Source organism: Leisingera sp. McT4-56 (genome assembly GCF_020514995.1).
Classification (GTDB): domain Bacteria; phylum Pseudomonadota; class Alphaproteobacteria; order Rhodobacterales; family Rhodobacteraceae; genus Leisingera; species Leisingera aquaemixtae_A.
Genome location: NZ_JAJALF010000029.1, coordinates 23859 through 47102, shown reverse-complemented (window position 1 = coordinate 47102; position 23244 = coordinate 23859). Strand labels below are relative to the sequence as shown.

The following is a 23244-nucleotide window of genomic DNA, read 5'->3' as shown; positions in this document are numbered from 1 at the left end:
GCCGCGACCTCAATGTCCAGCTCGCCGGAGGACACCGCCTCCATGTCGGCGCAGATCCGGTCGATCGGTTTGGTCACAGACCGCGCGAACAGCCAGCCGAAGATGGACATGCCGCCGGCGCAGATCAGCGATGCCAGCAGCAGCATGTTGCGCTTCTCGGCCGCCGGCGCCATCAGTTCCGCCCAGTCCTGTTCGGCAATGATTGCCCAGTTGGCGAAGGCCAGCGGCAGCGGCTCGGAATAGGCCAGAACTTTTTGGCCGTTGAGACCGCTTACACCTCGCAGAACATGGGATTCCCCGTCAAAGGCTTTCTGCACCTGCTCAGTGTCCGGCAGCTGCGACAGCACGTCAAAGCCGCCTTCAAACCGGGAGTTGGTCCGCGCCATCATGTCCTCGCCCGCCAGATAGATCTGGGTGGTGCCGCCCATGCCCTGCTCGTTGTTGACGATGGCGCCCAGCAGGTCCACCGGGATCTGCACTGCCAGCACGCCGACGGTGAGGTTGGCGTCATTCACAACCGGCGAGGCGGCAAAAGCCGCTGCGGCGCCGCCAGAGGGCGCATAAGGCATCATGTCGGCAAAGAACACCTCGCCGCGGCTGCCTTCCAACGCGCTGCGGTAAACATCGGCCAGGCCTGAATCCTTGAACGGGCCGGTCATCATGTTGGTGCCGAAGTCGTTCTCCTTGAACACCGAGTAGACGATGTCGCCCGCGAGGTTGATCAGGAAGGCGTCATAGTAGCCCTTGCTTTCGATCAGGGTTTTGTAGGCCGGATGAAAGGTCTCGTGATGCATGTGGTACGGCGACTCGCCCTTGCCGCGCAGCAGCAGATGCTTCTGCCCGACCGGGTTCGGGTTGTCGCCGATATAGGCCTGGCGCAGGATCTGGCCCGGGTTCCCGTCAAGGTCATTCCAGGTCATCGTCAGCCATTCGATGGCAGTCGCCGTGGAGGGCACCGCGGCCAGGGTCTGCACATCCGCACGGATCCCTGTCAGCAGAGTCTGGACCGAGTATTTCCGGTCCGCCACCATGGACCGGAACTGGTCCTCAGCATTTTGTTCGGCGCTGCGCTGGAAACTGATGGTGCTGATGGTGACGAGAATCGCCGTCACAAGCACACCGAACCCAACAACAAACAGCGGCAATTTATGTGCCAGCTTGAGCGATTTGAACGCTTTCATTCCGTCCTCCTAAGAGCAATGCGGTCTAGGCCACCGCAAAAGTGATGCCAGCCAGATTGCGGCGCATATGTTAATTTGCCGCTTACGGGGCAGGCTGCCTGCCGCATTTCGGTGCAGAAAACCGCCGGATTCTGCCGCGCTCCGGCGTCACTTTCTGAAGGTCCGGTAAAGATGCATCCGCAGGCTGTGCGCGGCGCCAAAAACACGCCTGCCGCCGCGCCGGCAGGTGATTCTGCCGGCCGTAAAACCACTGATAAAAATTGACGCTATTTCTGCAGCGGATTTGCCGCCGGCCTCCTTATGAATCCCCGCCCGGGCGCAGGCTGCGGCAATCAAATGTTAAGGCCCGCCGCATAAGAATTGCCTCATCGAACTCGAATTGATCGCCGACAACGGGGGGTGCGAATCGCCGAAAATGACTACGGAAACGCAAAAGCACATTTTGGACCTGCCAAACGCTTTCGCGGAGCTGGATCCGCTGATCGCCTTCCTGCAAGGCGCCCGCGCCCAGGCAGTTGAAATCGACTGCCGCGGCGTTGCCCTGATGCCGTCGCGCTGCCTGCAGCTTCTGCTCGGCGCGGAGCAGCAGTGGCGGTCCGAGGGGGTAGGCTTCTCAGTCACCAACATCACCGAAACCTGCCGCAAGTCCCTGACGCTTCTGGGGCTGGAGCCCAACCGTTTTGAAGACGAGGAAACAGCATGAAGACCAAAGTTCTGGCAATCGACGATTCCCGCACCATCAGGAATCTGCTGGCCGCAACCCTGGAAGAAGCCGGCTTTGAATACCACTGCGCGGTCGACGGCCGCGAAGGCGTGGACATGTACCCCGACGTGGCGCCGGATGTGGTGATCACCGACATCAACATGCCCAACCTCGACGGCTTCGGCGTGATCGAGGAGCTGCGCGGCGACGGCATCAACTCCAAGGTGCCGATCCTGGTGCTGACCACCGAAAGCGCACCGGAGCTGAAGGCCCGCGCCCGCGGCGCCGGCGCCACCGGCTGGATCACCAAGCCGTTCGACGACGCGTCGCTGATCTTTGCCCTCAAGCGCGTGACCGGAGCCGCGGCCTAAGATGTCGGGGTCGATTCAGGATACCTTCTTTGAGGAGTGCGAAGAGCTCCTCGAAGCAACGGATGAGGGGCTGACCGCCATCGAAGGAGGCGATCACGACCCTGAGGTTGTCAACGCGATCTTCCGGGCCGTGCACTCGATCAAGGGCGGCGCCGGGGCCTTCGGCCTCGATGACCTGGTGGCCTTTGCCCACCGGTTCGAGACCGTGTTTGACGAGGTGCGCTCGAACCGGCTGGATCTGGACGAGAAGCTGATCCAGCTGCTGCTGCGCGCCAGCGACCATCTGTCGGCGCTGGTCGAAGCCGCCCGCGACGGCGGCCAGATCGACGAGGCGCATCATGACACCCTGCTGGCCGCGCTAGATGAATACATCCCCGAAGAAGAGGAAGACCTCACCTTCGAGCCGATGGGCCTTGGCGGCCCGGCGCCGATGATGGACCTCGGCGATCTCGGCGCCGCCCCGGCGGTGCCGCAAGAGGAGACCTACCGGATCCGCTTCCAGCCGCTGAAGGAAATGTACGGCACCGGAAACGAGCCGTTCTTCCTGTTCCAGGCGCTGAAGGACATGGGGGAGCTGACCGTCCAGCTGGACGAGAACGAGCTGCCTGGTTTCGATGCGATGGACATGGGTGAAAGCTATCTGGCCTGGGACCTGGTGCTGGTCACCAAGGAGCCGCGCTCGGTGGTCGAAGCGGTGTTCGAATTTGTCGAAGGCCTGTGCGAGCTGTCGATCGCAGGCGACGGCGATGCCGAGGCGGAAGCCAATGCGCTGGCCGCGCTCGATGCGATGTTTGCCGCGCCGCCCGCCGCTGAGGCTGCAGACGGGGACACCCCTGCCGCCCCTTTTGAACCGCCGGTCCCCGCACCTGAACCCGAAGCCAAACCGGCAGCCGCCGAGGAAAAGGCATCGGCCCCGAAAGCCGAGAGCGGCAAACAGGAGCAGCGCGGCGGTCCCAAGCCCACGCTCCGTGTCGAGCTTGAGCGGGTGGACCGGCTGATCAACGCTGTCGGGGAGCTTATCATCAACCATTCGATGCTGGCCCAGCAGATCGCCAATCTCAACGTGCCCGACACCCGGGACGTCGAGACCGAGCTGGAAGGCTTCAAGAACCTGGCGCGCGACATCCAGGAAGGCGTCATGGCCATCCGCGCACAGCCGGTAAAGCCGCTGTTCCAGCGCATGGCGCGGATCGTCCGCGAGGCCTCTGCCGCCACCGGCAAGACCTGCAAGCTGGTCACCGAAGGCGAGAACACCGAGGTCGACAAGACGGTGATCGAACGGCTGTCCGACCCGCTGACGCACATCCTGCGCAACGCGGTCGACCACGGCGTTGAAAAGCCCGATGACCGCGAGGCGGCTGGCAAGTCGAAAACCGGTGAAATCCGGCTGTCGGCATCGCACCGCTCCGGCAGTGTCTGCATCGAGATCAAGGACGACGGCGCCGGCGTGAACCGCCCGCGGGTCAAGCAGATCGCGATCGAAAAGGGGCTGATCCCGGAGAACGCCGAGCTGACCGACGGCGAAATCGACAACCTGCTGTTTGCACCGGGTTTCTCGACGGCCAAGGAGATTTCCAACCTGTCCGGCCGCGGCGTCGGCATGGATGTTGTCAAGAATGCGGTGACCGGCCTTGGCGGGCGCATCAACATCTCTTCCGCCCCGGGCAAGGGTTCCACCTTCACCATCATCCTGCCGCTGACCCTGGCGGTGATGGACGGCATGGTGGTGTCGGTGGCCGATCAGACCATGGTGGTGCCGATCACCTCGATCGTCGAAACCATGCGCGGCAGCGACGACATGATCAACAGCCTGGGCGCCGACGGCACCCTGCTGTCGATCCGCGGCAACTTCGTGCCGATCTGCGATGTCGCCGGCGCTTTGGGCCTTTACCGCGAAAGCGATCAGCAGGCCGGCGTCTACCTGCTGGTGGAAACCGAAACCGGCCAGCGCTGCGCGCTGGCAGTCGATGACATCCACGATCAGCGCCAGGTGGTGATCAAGAGCCTGGACGGCGTCTGCGGGGAAATCCCCGGCGTCGCCGCGGCCACCATCCTGGGCGACGGCAAGATCGCCATGATCCTGGACCCTGAAAGCATCATTGCGGCCTCGCCCACTGCGGCCGCCTTTGACACCGAGCGGAGAATGAGCAATGCAAGCTGAAGTGAAGCAATCTGATCAGGAAGTGAAACACGCTGAACACAGCGAGTTTGTCAGCTTCACGGTGGCCGGGCAGGCCTTCTGCCTGAAGATCACCCAGATCCGGGAAATCCGGCGCTGGTCGCCGGTGACCATCCTGCCGCATGCCCCGGCCGACGTTTTGGGGGTGATGAACCTGCGCGGCGCGGTGATCCCGATCTACGACCTCTCCGCCCGCTTCGGCCTGCAGCAGACCGAAGCCAGCGAGCGCAACGTGGTCATTGTCGTCTCGGTGCACGGCAAGCCGGTCGGCCTGCTGGCCGAGTCGGTCTCCGAGATCATCTCGATCAACCCGGACGACATCCAGGACACCCCGCCGGTGGATAGCCGCAACACGATGGAATACATCCAGGGCATCATCTCGCATGATGACACCATGGTGCGCATCATCAACCTGGATGCGGTGATCTCGGCGCCGGAGCAGGTGATGCCGTGAGCGCAGAAGGGACCATCACTGCCCCGGCCGACAGCTTCACGCTCAGCGACCAGGAATTCGAAGCGATTGCGCAGTTCGCGCACAAGCACTTCGGCCTGGCGATGGCGAAAAGCAAGAAGCCGCTGGTGTCGTCGCGCCTGGCCCGCAAGCTGCGCCAGCGCAACATCACCAATTTCAAGGACTACCTCGCCAGCCTGGACGGCCCCAATGCCGACCAGGAGCGCAGCGGGCTGCTGTCGCTGCTGACCACCAATGTGACCCATTTCTTCCGGGAGCCGCATCATTTCGAAACCCTGCGCAACGAGGTGCTGCCGCCGCTGGTGGAACAGGCCCGGCGCGGCGGCCGGGTGCGGCTGTGGTCGGCGGGCTGCTCCAACGGGCAGGAGCCCTACTCGATCGCGATGACGCTGCTGGATGTCTGTCCGGAAGCGGCCAAGCTGGACATCAAGATCCTGGGCACGGACATCGACCCGGTGGTGGTGCGCCATGCCCAGGCGGCCAAGTACCCCGAGGACGAGCTGGCCCAGATCGATGCGAAATACAGCAGGCTGGTGCCCAAGCGCGATCCGGACGGGCGGCTGCCGGAGAGCCTGCGCCAGCTGATCACCTTCGGGGTGCTGAACCTGATCGAACCGTTCCCGTTCCGGGGCAAGTTCGATGCGATCTTCTGCCGGAATGTCGCGATCTATTTCGACAACCCGACCCAGCAGAAAGTCTGGAGCGCCTTCCAGAATGCCCTGAACCCGGGCGGCACCCTCTTCATCGGTCACTCCGAGCGCATGTCTGGCCCGGCTGCGCAGCACCTGAAGACGGCCGGGATCACCACTTATGTCAACTCACCCGCTGGCAGGTAACCCTGTCCACGGCTGCAAGCAGAGCAGAAGGAAACAAAAATGAGCTTGAAAGACTCTCTCCGCGTCATGGTTGTCGATGACATGTCGACGAGCCGGGGGATCATCACACAAAGCCTGGATGAGATCGGCATCAAGAACTACATGGTCGAAAACGCCGGCCAGTCCGCCTACCAGAAGCTGACCCAGACCCCGGTGCACCTGGTGCTGTCGGACTACAACATGCCGGGCATGGACGGGCTGGGACTGCTGAAGGCGCTGCGCAGCCACCAGGTGACGCAGCGCGTCGGCTTCATCCTGGTCACCGGCAAGCCGACACCGGAAATCATCCAGGTGGGCAAGCAGCTTGGCCTGAACAACATCATCCGCAAGCCGTTCACGGTGGCAACCATGAAGCAGGCCATCGAACAGGTCGTCGGGCGGCTCTGATCATGGAACGTCCCGACAAAGCCCTGGGCGAACTGTGCGCCGCATCGGCGTGGGAAATGGAGCAGCTGCGCAGCCAGATGCAAGCGCTGGAGGACGTCGTCCTGGATGTGCTGGAGCGGGGCACCGCCCCGACCAGCCAGGAGCTGCGCTCGCTGCAGGACTTTGACCTGGTGATCCAGACCCTGTCGGGGCTCTCCGGGTTCTACCGGCGGGTTCAGGCCCAGGTTGACGAGGCCGGCCCCGCGGACCTGCCGGCCGCTGCGGCCGGGGTCACTCTGGAAAAGCTGCGCGACCGGCTGCGTTCGGCCAGCAGCATGGCCAGCACCTGATATCACAAGGCTCCGCCCCTTCGGGGGCGGGGCCCTGCTGCGCCGCGGGCGCGGCGAATTTCCTTTTTCTTTGACGCCGCGGCGGATTACATTGGGTCCAGCAGAAACTGCCACCCCGGGTATCCGCATGTCTTTTCTTTTCAAACCCTTGATTTTCACAACCTGCCTTCTGCTTGCGGCAGGGGCGCAGGCTGCCAGCGACCGCATTGCTCTGGTTATCGGGGTGGCGGAATACCAGCACCTGCCGCCACTGGAGAATACCCGCAACGATGCGGTTGCGATGGCGGACACGCTGGAAGGGATCGGCTTCGACGTCAGCCTGGCACTGGATCCGGGCACCTCTGAAATGGAACAGCTGCTGGATGATTTCGCCTTCCGCTCCGAGGTCGCCGATCTGGCGCTGGTCTATTTCGCCGGCCACGGGATCGAGGTGCAGGGCGAGAATTTCCTGATCCCCGCTGACGCCAAAGTGGCCAGCAACCGCGATGTGCAGCGCCAGTCGCTGTCGCTGAAACAGCTTCTGGATGCGGTGGACCGGGCCCGCAAGATGCGGATCGTGATCCTCGACAGCTGCCGCGACAACCCGCTGGGCGACTCCATTGCCCTTGATCAGAGCAGCGGCCAGACCGCCGATACCGGGCAGGCAACCCGCGGCGGCGGCGGCATGGCGCCTGCCGATCCGGACCGCGGCACTCTTGTGGCCTTTGCCGCCAAGGACGGCCAGGTGGCGCTGGACGGCAGCGGCAGCAACTCGCCCTATGCCACCGCGCTGATGGAGAAAATGGTGCAGCCGGGTTTGGAGATCAGCCTGATGTTCCGCCAGGTGCGCGACCAGGTGCTGCAGAGCACCGCCAACCTGCAGGAGCCGCATACCTACGGCTCGCTGACCGGCGTGCCGTTCTATCTGGCCGGCCCCGGCGAAAATGACGCCCCGGTGGCGGTTGCCGATGCCTCTGCTGCATGGGCGGCGCTGAAGCCCGACCAGGAGGAGCAGCTGCTGGCACTGGCCGAACTGGGCGACACCCGCTCGATGCTGGGTCTTGCCTATATCCGCTTGAACCCGAACGAAGGCCGGTTCGACCCCAAGGCGGCGGTGGATTTCCTGCAGCGGGCCGCCGATGCGGGCTCGCCCGAGGCCCAGTTCGAGCTGGCCAAGCTGTATGAGCGCGGCACCGGCGTTGAAGTCGATCAGCCCAGGGCGCTGGAACTGTACCAGGCCGCCGCGGCCCAGGATTTTGCCGATGCAATCAACGATCTCGGTTTCCTGCACTATCAGGGCGGGCTGGGCCTGCCTTCCAACCCGAAAAAGGCCCTGACCTTCTTTGAGCGGGCTGCCGACCTGCGTCATCCGCAGGCGCAGTTCAACTTTGCAGCGCTGATCGACGATGGTCTGATTCCGTCGAAAGGTCCTGCAGATTCAGCGCATTACCTTTACGCCGCGCTACGCAGCGGGAGTTCCGACGTGCTGAACCTGCTCAGCGAACGGCCGAAGATGTTCACGCCCGAAACCCGTCGCGCCTTGCAGCAGAAGCTGAAGGAGAACAACTTCTACGCCGGCGCGATTGACGGGGATTTCGGCCCAGGCACCCAGCGCGGAATCCGCCAAGCCTATGGACTGGAGGGGTAACCGGGCTACTTCAAGCCGATGTTACATCGTGCTTTGTTCCTCGTCCTGCTCACCTGTTTTCTGAACACACCCTTGGATAGCCAAGCCGCCGGCGGCTATGGCGGAGGAGGCGGCGCTGGTGACGGCGGCGGCGATGGCGGCGGCGATGGCGGCGGTGACGGCGGCGGCGATGGCGGCGGCGATGGCGGCGGTGACGGCGGCGGCGATGGCGGCGGTGACGGCGGCGGTGACGGCGGCGGCGATGGCGGCGGTGACGGCGGCGGCGATGGCGGCGGTGACGGCGGCGGCGATGGCGGCGGTGACGGCGGCGGCGATGGCGGCGGCGATGGCGGCGCTGGTGACGGCGGCGGCGATGGCGGCGGCGATGGCGGCGGTGATGGCGGCGGTGATGGCGGCGGCGATGGCGGCGGTGACGGCGGCGCTAGCGGAGTCGGCTCACGCGGTGGCAGCGGCGGTAATGGCGGCAATGGCGGCCGCGATGGCGGCGGTGAAGGCGAAGGCAGTACCTTCGGAGGTTCCACTGGCAGCGGACGGCACTTTTTTGACCGCGTCCGGTCAGCCGATGAAGTGGTGGACCGCGTCGCTGGGTTCCAGGACCTGTGCGGCATCGTGGGCCCCTATCTGATCGACTGCCTGGCGGAACGCTTTGAAGCCTTGGAGAAAGACCTGGCAGGCCTGCCCGGGCATGAGCCCCTGCGCACAATTCTGCAGGAAACAGCCCGGGATCTGCGGCAGATCGCGCGGGAGAACCGCGACCCGTCGCGGCCGCGAGGCAAGGCACGGTCCCTGAACAGCACAGACCGGTCGCACCGTCCGATTGTGGCGGTGGCACCGGAACGGCAGGCAACCGCGGTTGCCCAGGCGCTGGCCGTGCTGGAAGAAACCCAGACCAAACTGCTGCGTTCGGCTGAAAGCTCGCCCACCAGGTCGGTGGTGCGCTACCAGCGGATTGCGGCGGCAATCGACTCCAGCAAGGTCTTGCTGCGGTCGGCGTGACCGCAGGCTGCAAAGCGGCTTACAGCAGCCCGTTCGCCAGCCATTCATCCAACTGGCGGCGGCTGATTTCAAAATGCATGCTGTCCTCGCGCCGGAACCCGGCGCCCCAGACCCAGCCCTGATCGTAGAAGAAATCCGCCATGATGGTGAGGCCCAGCTGGGTCTTTCCATCGGTGAAATTGTCCAGCTTGCCGTCGATGTTGAGATCCACCGCCAGGCCATAGCTGTGGGTGGACAGGGAATTTGCGGTGCCGCGAATCCGGCGCACACATAGCGCACCCGCTGTATTGATGCGGGCGTAAAGGTCCGGATCAGCCTGGCGGATGTTCTCGAACACCACTTTCAGGCTTTCGATCGCCGGGCGCAGCATGCTGACCCGGATCGGCCCGACCTGTTCTGTCACCAGCTTGTCCTTCAGCTCCGGGTTGGTCATCGGCTGGCAGGTGTCGTTCAGATCTTCCCGCGGGCGGCCCAGTTTCTCGGTCAGATAAGAGCCCCCGGTCACCCGCAGGCCCCGGTTCACGTTCAGCCGGTCGGCAATCAGCACCACCTGGGCATAATCCAGATCGGCGCCGCCGGTCTGGTTCCAGATCGCGGCCTCGCCGGCCGCATCATCAGTGAAAGGGCCGCCGGCGCCTGCCCCTCCCGCGGGCAGGCTGGCGACTTCGTTTTGCAAATCCGTCATCCTGGCCTGCAGATCCTCGACCTGCTGGCGCAGCATCTCGATCTCGATCCGGGCAGTGGAATCCACCCCGCCGGCCCCCTGGTAGTCCTCTTCGCTCAGCAGCCAGCTGAGCCCGAACCAGATGGCCGGGGCCAGCACCAGGCCAATGGCGATAATCACAGCTGGCAGAACCCGCATCTTTCCTCCCATCCGGTTTCGCGCCTATTTTCAAACTTTCACCTGCTGCCAGTAAAGCCCCTGTTTACAACTTGCCGGAAACACCGTGTTTTTTTCCCGGGCTGGCCGCCGCCCGCCATTGGCAGGCTGCAGGCGCTGGTATAAACTGCCCGCAATGTTGAAACGGTAGGGGAGGGCGCCGAGCATGATCCGCCTGAAAGGAATTTTCGCAAGTGTTCTGGGAGCCGGGCTGATTTTCGCTCCATTGGCGCAGGCGCAGTCGAACAGCGGCGAACTTTCGGTCGAGGAAATCACCGAAGCCTTCAAGAAGCAGAAAACCCGCGGCCTGGTGATCGTGCCCAGCAGCGCGGGCGCGGCTGAGAACACGGCAGAGGAAACCGCGACCGTTGCCGCCGCGGCAGAGGAATACAATCCAGTCGACCGCCAGACGCAGATCAACGTCCAGATCTCCTTTGACTTCGACAGCGCTGCCCTGCGCGCGGACCAGGAACCGAAGCTGGCCAACATGTGCGCATCGATGAAAGCGCTTGACGGCACCGTGTTCCAAATCATCGGCCACACCGACAGCTCCGGTTCGGCGGCTTACAACGAACGCCTGTCGCTGCTGCGCGCGCAGGAAGTGCGCCGTCACCTGATCAGCTCCTGCGGCGTGCCCGAGGATATGCTCAAGGCCATCGGCATGGGCGAAACTGCACCCTTCAATCAGGAAAACACCCGTGCCGATGAAAACCGGCGCGTCGAATTCCAGGCTCTGGGCTGACAACAGCTCAGGCCCGCGCCGGATCCAAGGCCAGGGAGACCTCCATGCTTGAATCGCGCCCTGGCGACTTGTTCCAGCCGGGTGACCTGCTCAACAACACCTACAGGATCGAATGCCTGCTGGGCCGCGGCGGCACCTCCGACGTCTACAAGGCGCGCTCGGAAATTTCCGGCAACCTTGTGGCCCTGAAAGTGCTGAAGCAGGAGCTCGCCGCCAACGAGGATTTCACCGTCCTGATGGCGCGCGAGGAAAACATCCGCGAAATCCGCCATGCCGCCGTGGTGCGCTACTCGGAGAACCATCGCACCCCCGACGGCCATATCTATCTGCTGATGGATTATGTCGACGGCCCCGGCCTCGACAAGCGCCTGAAACAGGGGCCGATGGCGGCCGAGGATCTGCTGGTGATCTGCCGCCGCGTGGCCGAAGGGCTGCAGGCGGCCCATGCCCGCAATATCGTCCACCGCGATCTCAGCCCCGACAACATCATCCTGCGCGGCGGCGATCCGGCAGAGGCAGTGATCATCGATTTCGGCATTGCCAAGGACACCAACCCGGGCGCCCAGACCATTGTCGGCAATGAATTCGCCGGCAAGTACTCCTATGCCGCGCCGGAGCAGATGAGCGGCGACACCGATGCCCGCTCCGACATCTATTCGCTGGGGGCATTGCTGCTGGCCAACTTTCGCGGTGCAGCGCCCAAGCTTGGCTCCAACCCGATGGAAGTGGTTGAAAACAAGCAGAAACCAGTGGACACTAGCGGAGTGCCGGAACCGCTCAAGACCCTGATCGACCGGATGTGTGCACCGGATCCGGCCGACCGGTTCCAGAGCGCGGGCGAGGTCCTCGCGTTCCTCGACAATCCCGACGGCGGCAGCCAGCGGGAGGTGCCGGAGGCCCCGGCCGAAGACGCAACCATCATCGTGCCGAAGACCAGCAAACCCGCACCGCCGCCATCGCCGCCGGCCTCGAAACCGGCGCCGGAAAAGGCAAAAAAAGGCGGCGGGCTCTGGGCGGCGCTGGCAGTTCTGCTGCTGCTTGGCGGCGGCGGGGCCGGTGCCTATTTCGGCGGCTTCCTCGACAGTTTCCTCGGACCCAGCTACCCGGAGGTCCGCCCCTATTCGCTGATTGCCGAAAAACAGCCAGACGGCCCGGTGCAGATCGTCGGCAACGTGCCGTCCGAAACGGTGCGCGACGGGCTGCTGGCGCTGTCGCAGGAGGCCGACCTGACACTCGCCTCCGGCGCCATCGCAGAGACCTGGGGAGCCGATGTGCTGGACACCGTGCAGCCGCTGGAGGGCCTGCGCGAATGGCGCCTGGTCATCAGCAACAACAAGGCCCGGCTCAGCGGCAGCACCGATGACCCCAATGTCGCGGAAATGCTTAACGAGAGGTTTCGCAACGGCCTGCCCGGCGCCCTGGAAGGCATGGCCGAGATCCGCTTCGAATTGCCGATGCTGCCGGTGGCAGAGGTCAAGGCGATCATGGAGTCCTTTGCCGACTGCGGCCCGCTGGTGCGGCAGGGCAACGGCCATTTCGAGGGCTACGGCCCCAATGATCCGATCCTGATCAGCGGCCGGGTCGCCAGCACCGCCACCCGGCTCGAGCTGTTCGATGCGCTGCGCGCGCTGGCTCATGAACGGCAGGTGGTACTGGATGTCGAGGTGCTGAACGACGCGTTGTGCGTGGTGGAACAGCACCTGCCCAAGGCCCCCTCCGGCGGTGCCGAGGTAGAGTTTGCGGTCGGCGGCGATACCGAGGAGCCGAACCCCTCGGGCCGCTTCTTTGTCGGCGAAAACCCGGTGATCGACGTGGTGCTGCCGGATGACGTGACAGACGGCTACCTGACCGTATCGATCCTCGATGTCTCCGGCAACGTGTTCCACCTGCTGCCCAATATCTCGCGCGGGGACAACGCGGTTGCCAGCCTGCGCGGCGGCACCGAGGGGGAGGTTCCGGTACGGGTCGCCTACAGCCTGGAGGAATCCGCGGCCAATGGCGGCATCGCGTTCAAGGTCGATGACAGCACGCTGGGCAAAAGCAAGGTTCTGGTGCTGCATTCCGCAGAGCCGCTGTTTGACGGCATGCGGCCGACGTCGGAAAGCGCAGTGGGGTTCGCCGAAGCCCTGAAAGCCAGTTACGAGGCGGATTCCAGCCGCATCCGTTCCCTCGACAGCCGTATCCTGGTCACTGCCAAGCCCTGACCCGGAACATCGGAGGTTTGCGGGAATTCCGGCCCGGGAAACATCTGTCCTCCGGAGCCCCTTCTTTGGCCGGGACACGGTCCCGCTACAGCACGTCCACCACGATAACGGTGATGTTGTCCGCCCCGCCGCCGGTCAGGGCGAGCTGGATCAGCCGGTCCCCCACGGTTTCCAGCGGCGTGCTGCCCAGCACGTCCTCGAGGATCTGGAAGGTGGCGTATTTGGTCAGCCCGTCAGAGCAGACCAGGAACCGGTCGCCGGGTTCGGTGCTGCCGCGGATCTTGTCGATCTCCAGCTCCTCCCCGACCCCGACGGCGCGGGTGATGGCATTGGAATGCGGGTGCTGCTCTGCCTCGTCCCAGGTCATCTTGCCGGCCAGGACATATTCCGCCACCGCGGAGTGATCCTCGGTCAGCATCTCGATATGGCCATCGCGCAGCCGGTAGATGCGGCTGTCGCCGGCCCAGAGGCCGACAAAATGCTGGTTCGCCATGATCAGCGCCGCAACGGTTGAGCCGATGGTGCCGCCGCCGCGCGCCTCGGCCTCAGCCCGGATCGCCTTGTGGGCATTCTGGATCGCCTCGCGCAGACCGTGCATCCGCGCCGCGGGATCCAGGCCCAGCGGGATCATCGCCACCGCATCGGCGATCAGCCGGCTGGCGAAATCGCCTGCATCATGGCCGCCCATGCCATCGGCAACCAGCCAGATGTCGTGCTCCGGCAGCGCCAGCACCGCGTCCTCGTTGACCTTGCGTTTCAATCCCACATGGGTCTTCGCGACGTAGCGGTATTTGCGCAGCTGGTTCATCCCGCCACCTCAGCGCCGGTCCAGACCGGCGCCCCCAGATCGAACAGCGCCAGCGCTGCAGCCCCCGCCGGCAGGCCCATGCAGGCCAGCGTCCGCGGCCCGCCATCCAGCAGCGCCGTCCACAGGCTGCAGCCGGACAACCGCGGGTTCAGCTGTCCTTCCGCCCCTGCTGCGCCAAGCCGCTCAGACCCCTGCGGCCCGGCCAGCACCACTTCCATGGCATCGGCCAAAGGTGCCGCGGCCTCTGCCGCATCGGGCACCGGAATGGCTGCAAGCCGTTCTGCCAGGCTGTCCTTGGTCATCGTGTCCTCCAATGCATCCAGTGCCAGGTCCTCCAGCCGCTCAAACACCCTTTCCGCGCCCAGATGGCCCAGCCCCGCCGGGTCCGTCCCGGGCAGCGCCGCCATCAGCGTCAGCGGAAACCGCCGCCCCACCCGGTCGACCGAGGGCATCATCACCCCCGCGGTTCTGGCAGCACCGGCAAGGCCCGCAGGCAGGGTGAACCGCCAGATCGGCGCGGTCATGTAATGCGCGTCAAAGCCGGACCCATAGGCGGTCCTGCCGTCGAGCAGAACCTGCTGCAGCCAGGCGTCCCAGACCCGCACAAACCCGCCCGGCGTGTTCAGCCGGAAGAAATCCCCGGCCGCAGGCATCTTGCCGAATGCGCCGAACCCCGCCATCACATCGACTTCGGGCAGCTGAACTTTGCCATCGCCGGCAGGGCGAAGGGATTGATGACCGACCCGGACTGCAGCTCGAACAGCGCCAGCCGCCCGCCGACCCGGAAATTCACCCGCCGCCGGTCGGAGACATTGGTGCGCCGCACCTCTGCCGCATCCAGCAGCCGGAACCAGGCCCAGGGCCCGTCCCGCGACAGCACGTTCTGGCTGTCTTTCTTCTGCGGCAGCAGCGTCAGCCGCGCCAGCCCGACCGAGCCGGGCCAGGTCACCGCCACCGGCGTCGGCGCGCCGGAGCGGTGATTATAGGCCACTTTTGTGCCGTCGATTTCCAGCAGCACTTCCTTGGCCTTGGGGTCCAGCGCATTGACGGTGATCTGGAAGCTCACTGCCGGCTGCGCGCCGCCCGCAAAGAAAGCCTCCTTGATCTCTGAAGCATACTGCATCTGCTGCAGCACCGCAGGGCTGATCCCCAGATCCACGTCGTTGACCCGTTTCCAGGTCCAGGGGCGGCTGCGGGTATCGACATATTTCAGCAGATGCTCATTGAAGAAGCTGTCGATCATGCCGTCGGGCGAAAACAGCTTGGCAAAATCCGCCATCGCAACGTCGGCGCGCGCCGAGCGGTTGAACGGGTACCGGTTCGCCAGCGCCTTTTCGCAGAACGGCAGCACCGCCGATTGCCAGCGCGCATTGATCGAGGCCCGGGTACCCTCAGACGTGATGCCCGACGAACCCGCAGAAATCTGCGTCGCCCAGCGGGGCAGCGGCCCGCCCATCCGGCTGGCGGTCTGCTGGAACTGCAGCAGCGCCTGGCCGCTTTGGCCGCCGGTTGCCACGCCGGAGAAGGACATCTTGTTCAGCTCCTGATAGACCAGCTGCAGCTGCCCCATCAGATCGTCCAGCTGCGACGGCTGGCCTTCGGGCCGGTTCACCAGATCATAAAGCCACTGGAACCGCTCCTGCACATAGGCTCCCGGCGGCTTGGCGGCCTGCCCCGGCGCATTGGCCGCGGAATTGACCAGCGCCTCCAGCAGGATCTGGCCCTGAATGGACAGGTTCGACCGCGACTCGATTGCCGCAACCTGCTGCGCGCCCTCTGCCAGTGAGCCGGAGTCCAGCACCGACTTGTCCTCGTTCAGCCGGGTCTCATTGCTGACCTCGGTCAGGATGTTGACGATGGGCGAGGTCGGCCCGGACAGAACATTGGTGACTTCCACTGCATGCGAGAGCGATTCCAGCGGGATGATGTCGATATCCCCCAGCAACTGGTCATAGCGGCTGATGTAGTCATTGTAATAGAGGTCCAGCACATCGCGGCTGAGCTTCAAGAGCACCGCCTGGTTCTGGGCCGCCTCGTTCTGCTCGCCCAGCACCCAGGCCTCGCGGTGGACCCGTTCGGCGACGCTGACCGCCTCCGGCAGGAACACGTTGTGGAAGCCGTCATAGGTGAAGATGCCTTCGATCCCGTCGTTCAGCTGCTTGCCGGAGCTGCGCACCAGCACCCGCCGGACCGAGGGGCCGCCAACGTCGGTGATCCGCCATTTCGGCAGCGCCGTAGCCTGCTGCGAGTTCAGGATGCCGTTATAGACCCGCTGCGCCAGCGGCATTTCCGACAGGATATTCTGTGCCTGGGCGATCAGCGGGCCGTTGAGGGCGATTTCCTCCATCGGCTGCGACAGAAGCGCGGTCAGGTGGTCCATCAGATCGGCGCGCAGCTGATTGCGGGCAATGCCAGGATAGGCAATGTTTTCCCAGTCGAGCCGCATCCATTCCTTGACCAGATCCTGGTTCATCGGCCCCTGCAGACCCAGCATCAGATAGATCTTCAGCGCCTCATACAGCGCATCGGGGTTGTTGATATTGCCCTCGATCTGCTGCTCCAGCCGCACCAGCAGCCGCGGCAGCAGGCGCCGGTTCAGCGCGCCGCGGTAGGTCTGCGCCGCCTGGGTGCCGATCACCTCGCCCTGATACAGGCCGTAGGTCATCGCCCGGTCCGGATCCGGGTCGGACAGCACCGGATTGCCCGGCATGTCGCGCAGGTTGTTCAGCGCCGCGGCCACCGGAACCAGATCAGTATCGCCGACCGGGCTCGGCGGCAGCTGCGCCGCCGCCGCCTGATAGGCCGCGACCTGCCCGTCCGCCTGGGCGATCAGGTCGGTGTTCTTGAGGTACGACCGCACCCACAGCGTGCCCATCGCAATGGCCACCAGCACAGTGGCCGCAATCGCAATCCGCCGGGTCCAGCGGTAGCGGCGCTCGACCTTGTCGTCGGCCGACACCAGTCCGGCCTCGGGGAACATCACGCCTTCGAACAGCCGGGTCAGGAAGAAGCTGCGCCCGGTGCCCTGCCCCGAGCCGATCGCCTGGCGCCCGATGCCGAAGGTCTGCGCCATGCCCAGCATCAGCCGGTCGATCGGCGTGCCTTCCTGGGTGCCGGAGGTGAAATAGACACCGCGCAGCATCTGGCGCTGCTCATAGCGGTTGTCCTGGAACACCTCCATCAGGAACTCGCGCGCCACCGCGCGCATCGAGGCCACCTGCGCCGGGAAGCCCGCGATCAGCGCCCGGCGCTGATGGTCGGTCTCGGTCTGCATCTTCTCCAGAAGCTGCGCGTTGAGCTGCCCCAGCAACAGGCCGAACTCCTCGTCGAAACCGGCAATCGGCGGCTGCTCCTTCTTGCCTTTAGGCAGCGGCAGGGTGAAGCCCCAGACCTGCTCGCGGTCCTCCTTGCCCAAGGCGTCGTGGAACTCCTGGAAGCCGGCAATCAGGTCCGCCTTGGTGAACAGCACATAGACCGGGAAGCGCACGCCCAGCTTCTCGCGCAGTTCCGCCAGGCGGCGGCGCACGGCGGCAGCGTGGCTTTTCTGGGTGATCTCGTCCTGCAAGCTGAGGTCCGACAGCGAGATCGCAATGATCGCGCCGTTGATCGGCTGCCGCTTGCGGTACTTCTTCAACAGGCCCAGGAACCCCAGCCAGGCGGCATTGTCGGCCTCGGCATCGCTTTCCTGCGTGGTATAGCGCCCGGCAGTGTCGATCAGCACTGCGTCATTGGTGAACCACCAGTCGCAGTTACGGGTGCCGCCGACGCCGCCAATCGCCGCCTTGCCCAGCTTTTCAGCCAGCGGAAACTGCAGGCCGGAATTCACGATCGCGGTGGTCTTACCGGCGCCGGGCGGGCCGATCATGATGTACCACGGCAGGTCGTTCAGGTGGCGCCGCCCGCCCTTGGACTTGCGCAGCTCCTTCATCGCGTCCTTGAACTTGCCGCGCAGCTCGCCGATTTCCTCCGACAGCACGTCATCTTCCGAGGTGTCGACGGTTTCCGCCATCTCCTCGGTCATCTCCTTGTCCTTGCGGCGGCGCCGCCAGAAGATGATGCCGATGGTGATGAAATACAGCAGGAAGATCACCCCGATGGTGATCAGCCGCGCCATCACGCCGTCGAACGGGCGCCAGTCATCGCTGCCGATGAAGGGCGCGAAAAACCACACGCAGGCCGACAGCACCGCCGCCAGGATCAGCAGAACGGTGTAGATCGACCGGAACAGGGGAATGATATAACGGCGGATCATCCTTCAACCTCCTGAACCAGCAGGATTTCGATTCTGCGGTTCTTGGCCCGCCCGGCGCGGGTGCTGTTGTCTGCAATCGGTTCTTTATCGGCGCGGCCCTCGGCCGACAGCCGGTCCGGATCGGTCATCACCCTGGCCATACCGGCCATCACCGATTTCGCCCGCGCCAGCGACAGCGCCATGTTCGAGGGGAAGCGGGAGGAGCGGATCGGCACGTTGTCGGAATGCCCTGCCACGATGATCTTGCCCTTTTCGTCATTCAGCGCCTCGGCCACCCGGTTCACCGGGTTGCGGAACGCCTTGCTCAGCTGGTCAGAGCCGGAGCCGAACATGCCGGAGCCGGCCAGCCGGATGATCAGCGTATTGCCCTTCTGGAAGACCTGCACGATGCCTTCCTTGATTTCCGGCTCCAGGAAGCCCGCGACCTTGGCAACCTGCTCCTCGGTGGTCGGCGCCAGCGGCGGCGGCGGCGGCGGCGGCGCGCGCCGTTCCAGCTCCGGCTTGGGGCCGGAATCCACAATGGTCAGCTGCCCGACCACATTTTCGGTCTGGTTCGACAGCATCCAGCTGAGGCCAAGGAACTGCAGCGCCAGAATGGCGCAGGTCGCGGCCATGGTGATCCACACCAGCCGCCAGACCGACAATGCCTTGAACGGTTTGACGATGCCTTCCCAATGCGGCGACAGATCGCGCTCGACGGGGCCGCGCTGGTTGCGGATGATCCGGGCCAGCGCGCCGCGGATCTGCAAATGCTTCTCGGAACCGCCCTGCTCAACCCGCAGGCGGCCCTCGAACCCCAGCGACAGGCACATATAGAGGAACTCGAGCATGTCGATATTGTTGCCCGGCTCCTTCTCCAGCCGCGCCAGCAGGTCATAGAAGCGGTCGCCGCCCACCACCTCGCGGTGGAAGGTCGCCACCATCGACTGCAGCCCCCAGGAGGACTGCCCGCCCCAGGGCGTGTTCAGCACCACATCGTCCAGCGTCGCGCACAGCGCATAGCGCGCAACCTTCACCGTCTGCGCGGCAATGCCAGCCTGCAGGGCGCGGTTTTCAAACGCGCGCACCTCGGCCACCACATTCTTGCGCAAGCCGTCCGGGTCCATGTGCTGCGCCCGGTTGCGGATGCGGGAAATCAGCGCGAACAGGGTCGAGGCGCAGGCCGTCAGCTGGTTCATCCCCGTCAGCGCCATCTTCGGCGCCTTGGCGCCGCCGGCCGCGGCCTGCGGTTTCGGCGCTGCTGCCTGCGGCACGCCATAGGCATCCAGGTCCGGCTCCGCCGGCTGTTCCGGCGCCGGCTGGGCCTGCTGCGGCACCTCCGGCTGCTGCACCGGCGTGGCCGTGCGCCGCCCGCCCGGGTTCGGCTTGATCACCGTCTTGTCGGTATCCCCGGGTTCAGCAAAGGGATCGTCATAATCAGCCATCTCAGCGCCTTCCCTTATGCATTACGGATCGCCCAAAGCTCCATCTTGAGCCCCGGATACTGGCCCGACACATGCACCGCGATGCCGCCCGAAGTGGTCATTTTGCGCCAATAGGGGCTGTCCGCATCCATCTCGAAATAGACCACGCCGGAGTGATAGGGGATCTGCCGCGGCGCCACCGGCAAGGGGCGCAGGGTGATCCCCGGCAGAGCCGAGTTCACCAGCTGGCGGATTTCCTCCACCGGGCCGATCTTGGCCTGGCCGGAGAAATGCTTGCGCACGTCCTCGGCCGGGATATCGGCGCTGACCGCCAGCACAAAGCCCGCGTTGCCCAGCAGTTTGCGGTCGGCGATGACCCCGACCGAGATGCCGTATTTGCGCGCCTCCAGCTTGATCGGAATTGCGGTCTGCTCCAGCACCGAGCTCAGATACTGCCGCAGCACCCGGATCACCGGCGCAAAGCAGGCCACCAGGTTGTCATGGGTATAGGGCGGAAATTCCGGCGCCTGCTTTTCGGTCGACATGAACACCGACAGCTCCCCCGCCAGGCCGGCGCAGGCGGCAAACAGCCGTTCGGGGTGCAGGTTCTCGATGTTGCGCAGGTGGCGCACCTGCGGCAGCAGCCGGTTCACCACCGCCAGCAGCATAAAGTCCGACACATCCGCCACCCCGCGGGCGCCGCCCGCTTCCGACAGGCGGCCCGCCAGCGCCTCCATCCGGTGCGCCAGAAGCCCTTCCAGCTCCCGCAGGAAACCGCTCAGCGCCGGTGCCGCCCGCACATCCAGGCAGGACGGGATAAAGGCTTGGTCCAGCACGATCTCCTTGTCCGGGCGCACCTCGATGATGCGCGCCACCGGGATCGCCAGCAGGTCGGCCAGATCATCCACCTCCAGCGCGAACTGCAGGCGCATCTTGCCCACGTCCAGCTCCACCGGCTTGCGCTCGGTGGAGGTCACGTCGGTCACTTCCACCTTGTCCGGGCGCAGCCGGCTGGCAGAGCGCTCTGCCCCGCTCAGGTCGACTTCGGTGGCGCCCTGGCGGCGCTGCGGCACGGTCAGATAGACGATGCAGTCCTTGACGGTGGTCGGCACTTCCATCGCGGGCGGATGCGGGTCTGCCATCGGCACCCGGAACACGGTGCCGTCATGGGTCAGCCCCTCGCAGGACTTGACCGCGAACTGGCCGATCTTCAGCGCCTCATGGTCGATCTCCAGCCCGTTCACGCCCCAGGCATAGGGGCTGAGCCGCCGCGCCAGGCCGCTGACCAGCGCCTCGTTGTAGCGGTCGGACTGCTGGAAATGGTGCGGCTGCAGAAACAGCCCCTCCGTCCAAAGTACCTTGCTGTCCCAGGACACCGGGATCTCCTCTTACTTGCGGGCACGCGCCCGGGGCGCGGTGCCGGTCATTCCTTCAGCCTGTCCAGCTGGTCTTTGTAGGCCCGCGCAAATTCGCGGCTGAACAGGTCGTGAAAATCATTCTCAGCCTGGTCGGAAATCTCCGCATAGAGCTGTTCATAAACATCCCAGTACCGCGCCTTCTTGCCGCGCAAGAGGCCGGTGAAGCCGCCCTTGTCCTCGATCTGCGCCTCCAGCGCCTTGGGGTCGAGCCGCTTGAGCACGCCTTTCAGCGCCGCCTCCATGCCGGTGACCATCGCCACCTCATGCGCCTTGATGTCCCGCAGCGCCTCCTCGGCAGCGGTTTCCGGGCTGAGGTAGCCGCGGGTGGCCGGGCGCACCATCGCCTCCACCGCCTGTTCCGGGGTGATCGAGAATTTCAGCGGGTTGTTCCCGCCGGCGGAAATCATCGTCTGCTCAATGCGGAACTCCGACTTGATCGAGGTCCGCGTCATCAGGATTTCGCGCAGGCCCGTGACCAGCGTCTTCATCACCCGGCCCATCCGCGCCATGGTGCTGGCGTGCTCTGCCGGATCAATGCTGAGCTCCGCACCAACCCCACTGAGGAAGGCGGCAACAGCCTCCTGCGCCTCTTGCGAGGGCGCGGCTGCCGGCGCCACTGTCTTCTCTCCGGTATCCTGCTGCGGCGGGATTTCCTGCGGCGGCGCCGGCGGGGCCTCTTGCGGCGGCGCCACCGGTGGCACCTCCGTCGGCGGCTGCGGCATCTCGCGCGGCGGCGTGGCAGGCTGCGGGTCGGGCTGGGGCACCGGGACTTCAGGCTCGCCGATGCCAGACAGGAACTCATCATCCCAGTCGTCCGGGATCATGTTCGGCTGCGACGCAGGTGCGGCAAACCCGTCCGAGGCAGTCGGGTTGTGGTTGGGCAGGCTTGCCCCCTCGCCTTCGCGCCCGTCGCTGGCCTTCTGGAAGAACGGATCCTCCTCCTCGCCCAGCGGCGGCAGCAGTTCGTCGATCGGGTCCACCGGGTTGAACTGCGCAGGCCCCTTCGGCCCCTCGCCCAGGAGATCGTCCAGAAAATCGCCGCCCGGCCCGGAATCCTCCAGCAGCTGCAAGGGGTCGGGCGCATTGGCGGCATTGCCGTGCGAGGCCGGCGCCTGCGCCGCAGGCGCCGCGATCATGCCGCCCACATCGGCCAGGTCGTCACGGATTTCCACCACCAGCTCGTAATTGCCGACACACAGCACGTCGCCGTTGTTCAGCGGCGTCGGGGTGCGGCCCAGCGGGATCTTGGAATAGTTCAGAAAGGTGCCGTTGGAGCTGAGATCGACCACCACCACATTGCCGTTGTGATCCTCGATCACACAGTGATTGCGCGACAGCATCTGGTCCGGGTCCGGCAGCACCAGGTCATTGCTGGCGCCGCGCCCCACGGTCAGGCTTGGCCCCCGCATCGGAACAGGGGCCGCATCGCCGGGCATCGCGCCCGAGCTCTGGAATTTCAGTGTCACTCCCATGCTGGGCTTATCCTCCCACCAGCACAGTGAATTCCCCTTTGACGACCATGCCGCCGCAGGCGGTGTTGTCCAGGATCCGCGCAGCCGGCAGGTTGCTGATCAGCACCGTTGCCGAGCCCTTGATGATCGGGTGCGGCGCGGGCGCCGCGGTGCACATGTCGGTCAGCCGCGCGGCCGGCAGCTTGCCCACCAGCACGGTCACCGCGCAGGGCGGCAGGATCGGCGTCGGCACCGGCAGCACCGGCGGCGGCGGGGTGGAGGGCAGCATGCAGGCATGCAGATCCGTCACCCGGGCCTGTGGCATTCCCATCTGTTACATCCTCCCTGTCAGTCCTGCGCCGCGTGCTGCGGGACTTCGATCACCTGCCCCTTGCCGCCGCGCGCGATATCAAGCGCGCGCTCCACCAGAACGCCGCCGTGTTCTTCAAACTTATCAGACAATTGACCCAAGGCCACCATATTCATGGCAAAGGCGGCCGCCTCAGAGGCCCCTGCCGGGGCAGGATATTGATTCAATTCTCCGGGTCCCAGCGTTCCCGCCGCATAAAGCACCGCCAGCGCGCAATTCACCGTGTCATCGTCCACATAGGCATGATCCAGTGTGATCCGCGCCTTGTCGCGGTTCTCCTCGCTGGGGTCGAACACCCAAGCCTCGGACGCGGTCAGCGAGGCCGGGTCCTGGTCCGAGCGCGGCCCGATGTAATCGCGCGCCGCCAGACAGGCCCACCACACCCGCTCGCGCGGGGGCAGCAGCACCGCCAGCGTGCGCAGGAGATCGACCAGGGCGCCCTTGCGCTCCAGCTCCTCCAGCACAACCCCCGCCTGCGCCGTCGGCGGCGCCTCCAGCGGGGTTTTCAGGATGACATTTGCCCGCGACAGCAGCTTTGCCACTGGATCAGCGGGCATTTTCACCAGCTTTTCAAATCTTGCCGACATCTGCGCCCA

General features: G+C 65.2%; 21 protein-coding genes. 11 read left to right on the top strand and 10 right to left on the bottom strand.

Annotated elements, in window-relative coordinates:
- A partial coding sequence (locus tag LHL23_RS21395) for a cache domain-containing protein (RefSeq protein ID WP_226431479.1) occupies positions 1 to 1181 on the bottom strand: 1181 nt, incomplete at its 3' end.
- A 415-nt stretch (positions 1182 to 1596) separates the two neighbouring features.
- Between LHL23_RS21395 and LHL23_RS21390 the strand changes: the two genes are divergently transcribed.
- The 9 genes from LHL23_RS21390 (at position 1597) to LHL23_RS21350 (ending at position 9120) form a co-directional block, all read left to right on the top strand.
- Positions 1597 to 1884, top strand: a complete 288-nt coding sequence (locus LHL23_RS21390) for an STAS domain-containing protein (protein WP_222480223.1) — start codon at positions 1597 to 1599, stop codon at positions 1882 to 1884.
- Positions 1881 to 2255, top strand: coding sequence for a response regulator (locus LHL23_RS21385; RefSeq protein ID WP_222480221.1), 375 nt, complete (start codon positions 1881 to 1883; stop codon positions 2253 to 2255). The genes LHL23_RS21390 and LHL23_RS21385 overlap by 4 nt, the downstream gene beginning before the upstream one ends.
- 1 nt (position 2256) lies before the next feature.
- The gene (locus tag LHL23_RS21380) at positions 2257 to 4416 is read left to right on the top strand and encodes a chemotaxis protein CheA (protein WP_226431478.1); all 2160 of its coding nucleotides are present in this window, start codon (positions 2257 to 2259) and stop codon (positions 4414 to 4416) included.
- A complete protein-coding gene (locus LHL23_RS21375; protein WP_222480217.1) occupies positions 4406 to 4888 on the top strand; it encodes a chemotaxis protein CheW in 483 nt (160 codons plus the stop codon). Before LHL23_RS21380 ends, LHL23_RS21375 begins: the two co-directional genes overlap by 11 nt.
- Positions 4885 to 5742, top strand: a complete 858-nt coding sequence (locus tag LHL23_RS21370; RefSeq protein ID WP_226431477.1) for a CheR family methyltransferase — start codon at positions 4885 to 4887, stop codon at positions 5740 to 5742. The genes LHL23_RS21375 and LHL23_RS21370 overlap by 4 nt, the downstream gene beginning before the upstream one ends.
- A gap of 39 nt (positions 5743 to 5781) precedes the next feature.
- Positions 5782 to 6168: a response regulator gene (locus LHL23_RS21365; protein WP_222480213.1), complete on the top strand. Its 387-nt coding sequence runs from the start codon at positions 5782 to 5784 to the stop codon at positions 6166 to 6168.
- A 2-nt stretch (positions 6169 to 6170) separates the two neighbouring features.
- Positions 6171 to 6497, top strand: coding sequence for a hypothetical protein (locus LHL23_RS21360; protein ID WP_222480211.1), 327 nt, complete (start codon positions 6171 to 6173; stop codon positions 6495 to 6497).
- 148 nt (positions 6498 to 6645) lie between these two features.
- Positions 6646 to 8124 (top strand): caspase family protein, encoded by a 1479-nt coding sequence (locus LHL23_RS21355; RefSeq protein ID WP_226431476.1) that lies wholly within the window; start codon positions 6646 to 6648, stop codon positions 8122 to 8124.
- Positions 8125 to 8196: 72 nt separating this feature from the next.
- A complete protein-coding gene (locus tag LHL23_RS21350) occupies positions 8197 to 9120 on the top strand; it encodes a hypothetical protein (protein WP_226431475.1) in 924 nt (307 codons plus the stop codon).
- 19 nt (positions 9121 to 9139) lie between these two features.
- On the opposite strand, the gene LHL23_RS21345 is transcribed toward LHL23_RS21350, so the two are convergent.
- Entirely contained in the window at positions 9140 to 9982 is an 843-nt protein-coding gene (locus LHL23_RS21345) for a M15 family metallopeptidase (RefSeq protein ID WP_222480205.1), read from the bottom strand.
- Between the two features lie 184 nt (positions 9983 to 10166).
- On the opposite strand from LHL23_RS21345, the gene LHL23_RS21340 reads away from it, so the two are divergent.
- Both LHL23_RS21340 and LHL23_RS21335 read left to right on the top strand, forming a co-directional pair.
- A complete protein-coding gene (locus tag LHL23_RS21340; RefSeq protein ID WP_222480202.1) occupies positions 10167 to 10742 on the top strand; it encodes an OmpA family protein in 576 nt (191 codons plus the stop codon).
- A gap of 44 nt (positions 10743 to 10786) precedes the next feature.
- Entirely contained in the window at positions 10787 to 12946 is a 2160-nt protein-coding gene (locus LHL23_RS21335; RefSeq protein ID WP_226431474.1) for a serine/threonine protein kinase, read from the top strand.
- 85 nt (positions 12947 to 13031) lie between these two features.
- Here the strand turns inward: LHL23_RS21335 and LHL23_RS21330 are convergent, their stop codons facing one another.
- From LHL23_RS21330 to LHL23_RS21295, 8 genes are read right to left on the bottom strand one after another with little or no spacing between them, the layout of a single operon-like run.
- A complete protein-coding gene (locus LHL23_RS21330) occupies positions 13032 to 13754 on the bottom strand; it encodes a PP2C family protein-serine/threonine phosphatase (protein WP_222480198.1) in 723 nt (240 codons plus the stop codon).
- On the bottom strand, positions 13751 to 14434 hold the full coding sequence (gene tagF, locus LHL23_RS21325) for a type VI secretion system-associated protein TagF (protein WP_226431473.1): 684 nt from the start codon (positions 14432 to 14434) through the stop codon (positions 13751 to 13753). The genes LHL23_RS21330 and tagF overlap by 4 nt, the downstream gene beginning before the upstream one ends.
- A complete protein-coding gene (tssM, locus tag LHL23_RS21320) occupies positions 14434 to 18006 on the bottom strand; it encodes a type VI secretion system membrane subunit TssM (RefSeq protein WP_226431472.1) in 3573 nt (1190 codons plus the stop codon). The genes tagF and tssM overlap by 1 nt, the downstream gene beginning before the upstream one ends.
- Positions 18003 to 19430: a type VI secretion system protein TssL, long form gene (gene tssL, locus LHL23_RS21315; RefSeq protein ID WP_226431471.1), complete on the bottom strand. Its 1428-nt coding sequence runs from the start codon at positions 19428 to 19430 to the stop codon at positions 18003 to 18005. The genes tssM and tssL overlap by 4 nt, the downstream gene beginning before the upstream one ends.
- A gap of 14 nt (positions 19431 to 19444) precedes the next feature.
- Positions 19445 to 20785 carry a type VI secretion system baseplate subunit TssK gene (gene tssK, locus LHL23_RS21310; protein ID WP_226431470.1) on the bottom strand — a complete coding sequence of 447 codons (1341 nt, stop codon included), beginning with the start codon at positions 20783 to 20785 and terminating at the stop codon, positions 19445 to 19447.
- Between the two features lie 47 nt (positions 20786 to 20832).
- A complete protein-coding gene (tagH, locus tag LHL23_RS21305) occupies positions 20833 to 22299 on the bottom strand; it encodes a type VI secretion system-associated FHA domain protein TagH (protein WP_264181308.1) in 1467 nt (488 codons plus the stop codon).
- 7 nt (positions 22300 to 22306) lie between these two features.
- On the bottom strand, positions 22307 to 22609 hold the full coding sequence (locus LHL23_RS21300; protein WP_222480185.1) for a PAAR domain-containing protein: 303 nt from the start codon (positions 22607 to 22609) through the stop codon (positions 22307 to 22309).
- A gap of 17 nt (positions 22610 to 22626) precedes the next feature.
- Positions 22627 to 23235, bottom strand: coding sequence for a DUF6931 family protein (locus LHL23_RS21295; RefSeq protein ID WP_222480183.1), 609 nt, complete (start codon positions 23233 to 23235; stop codon positions 22627 to 22629).
- Between the last annotated feature and the right edge of the window lie 9 nt (positions 23236 to 23244).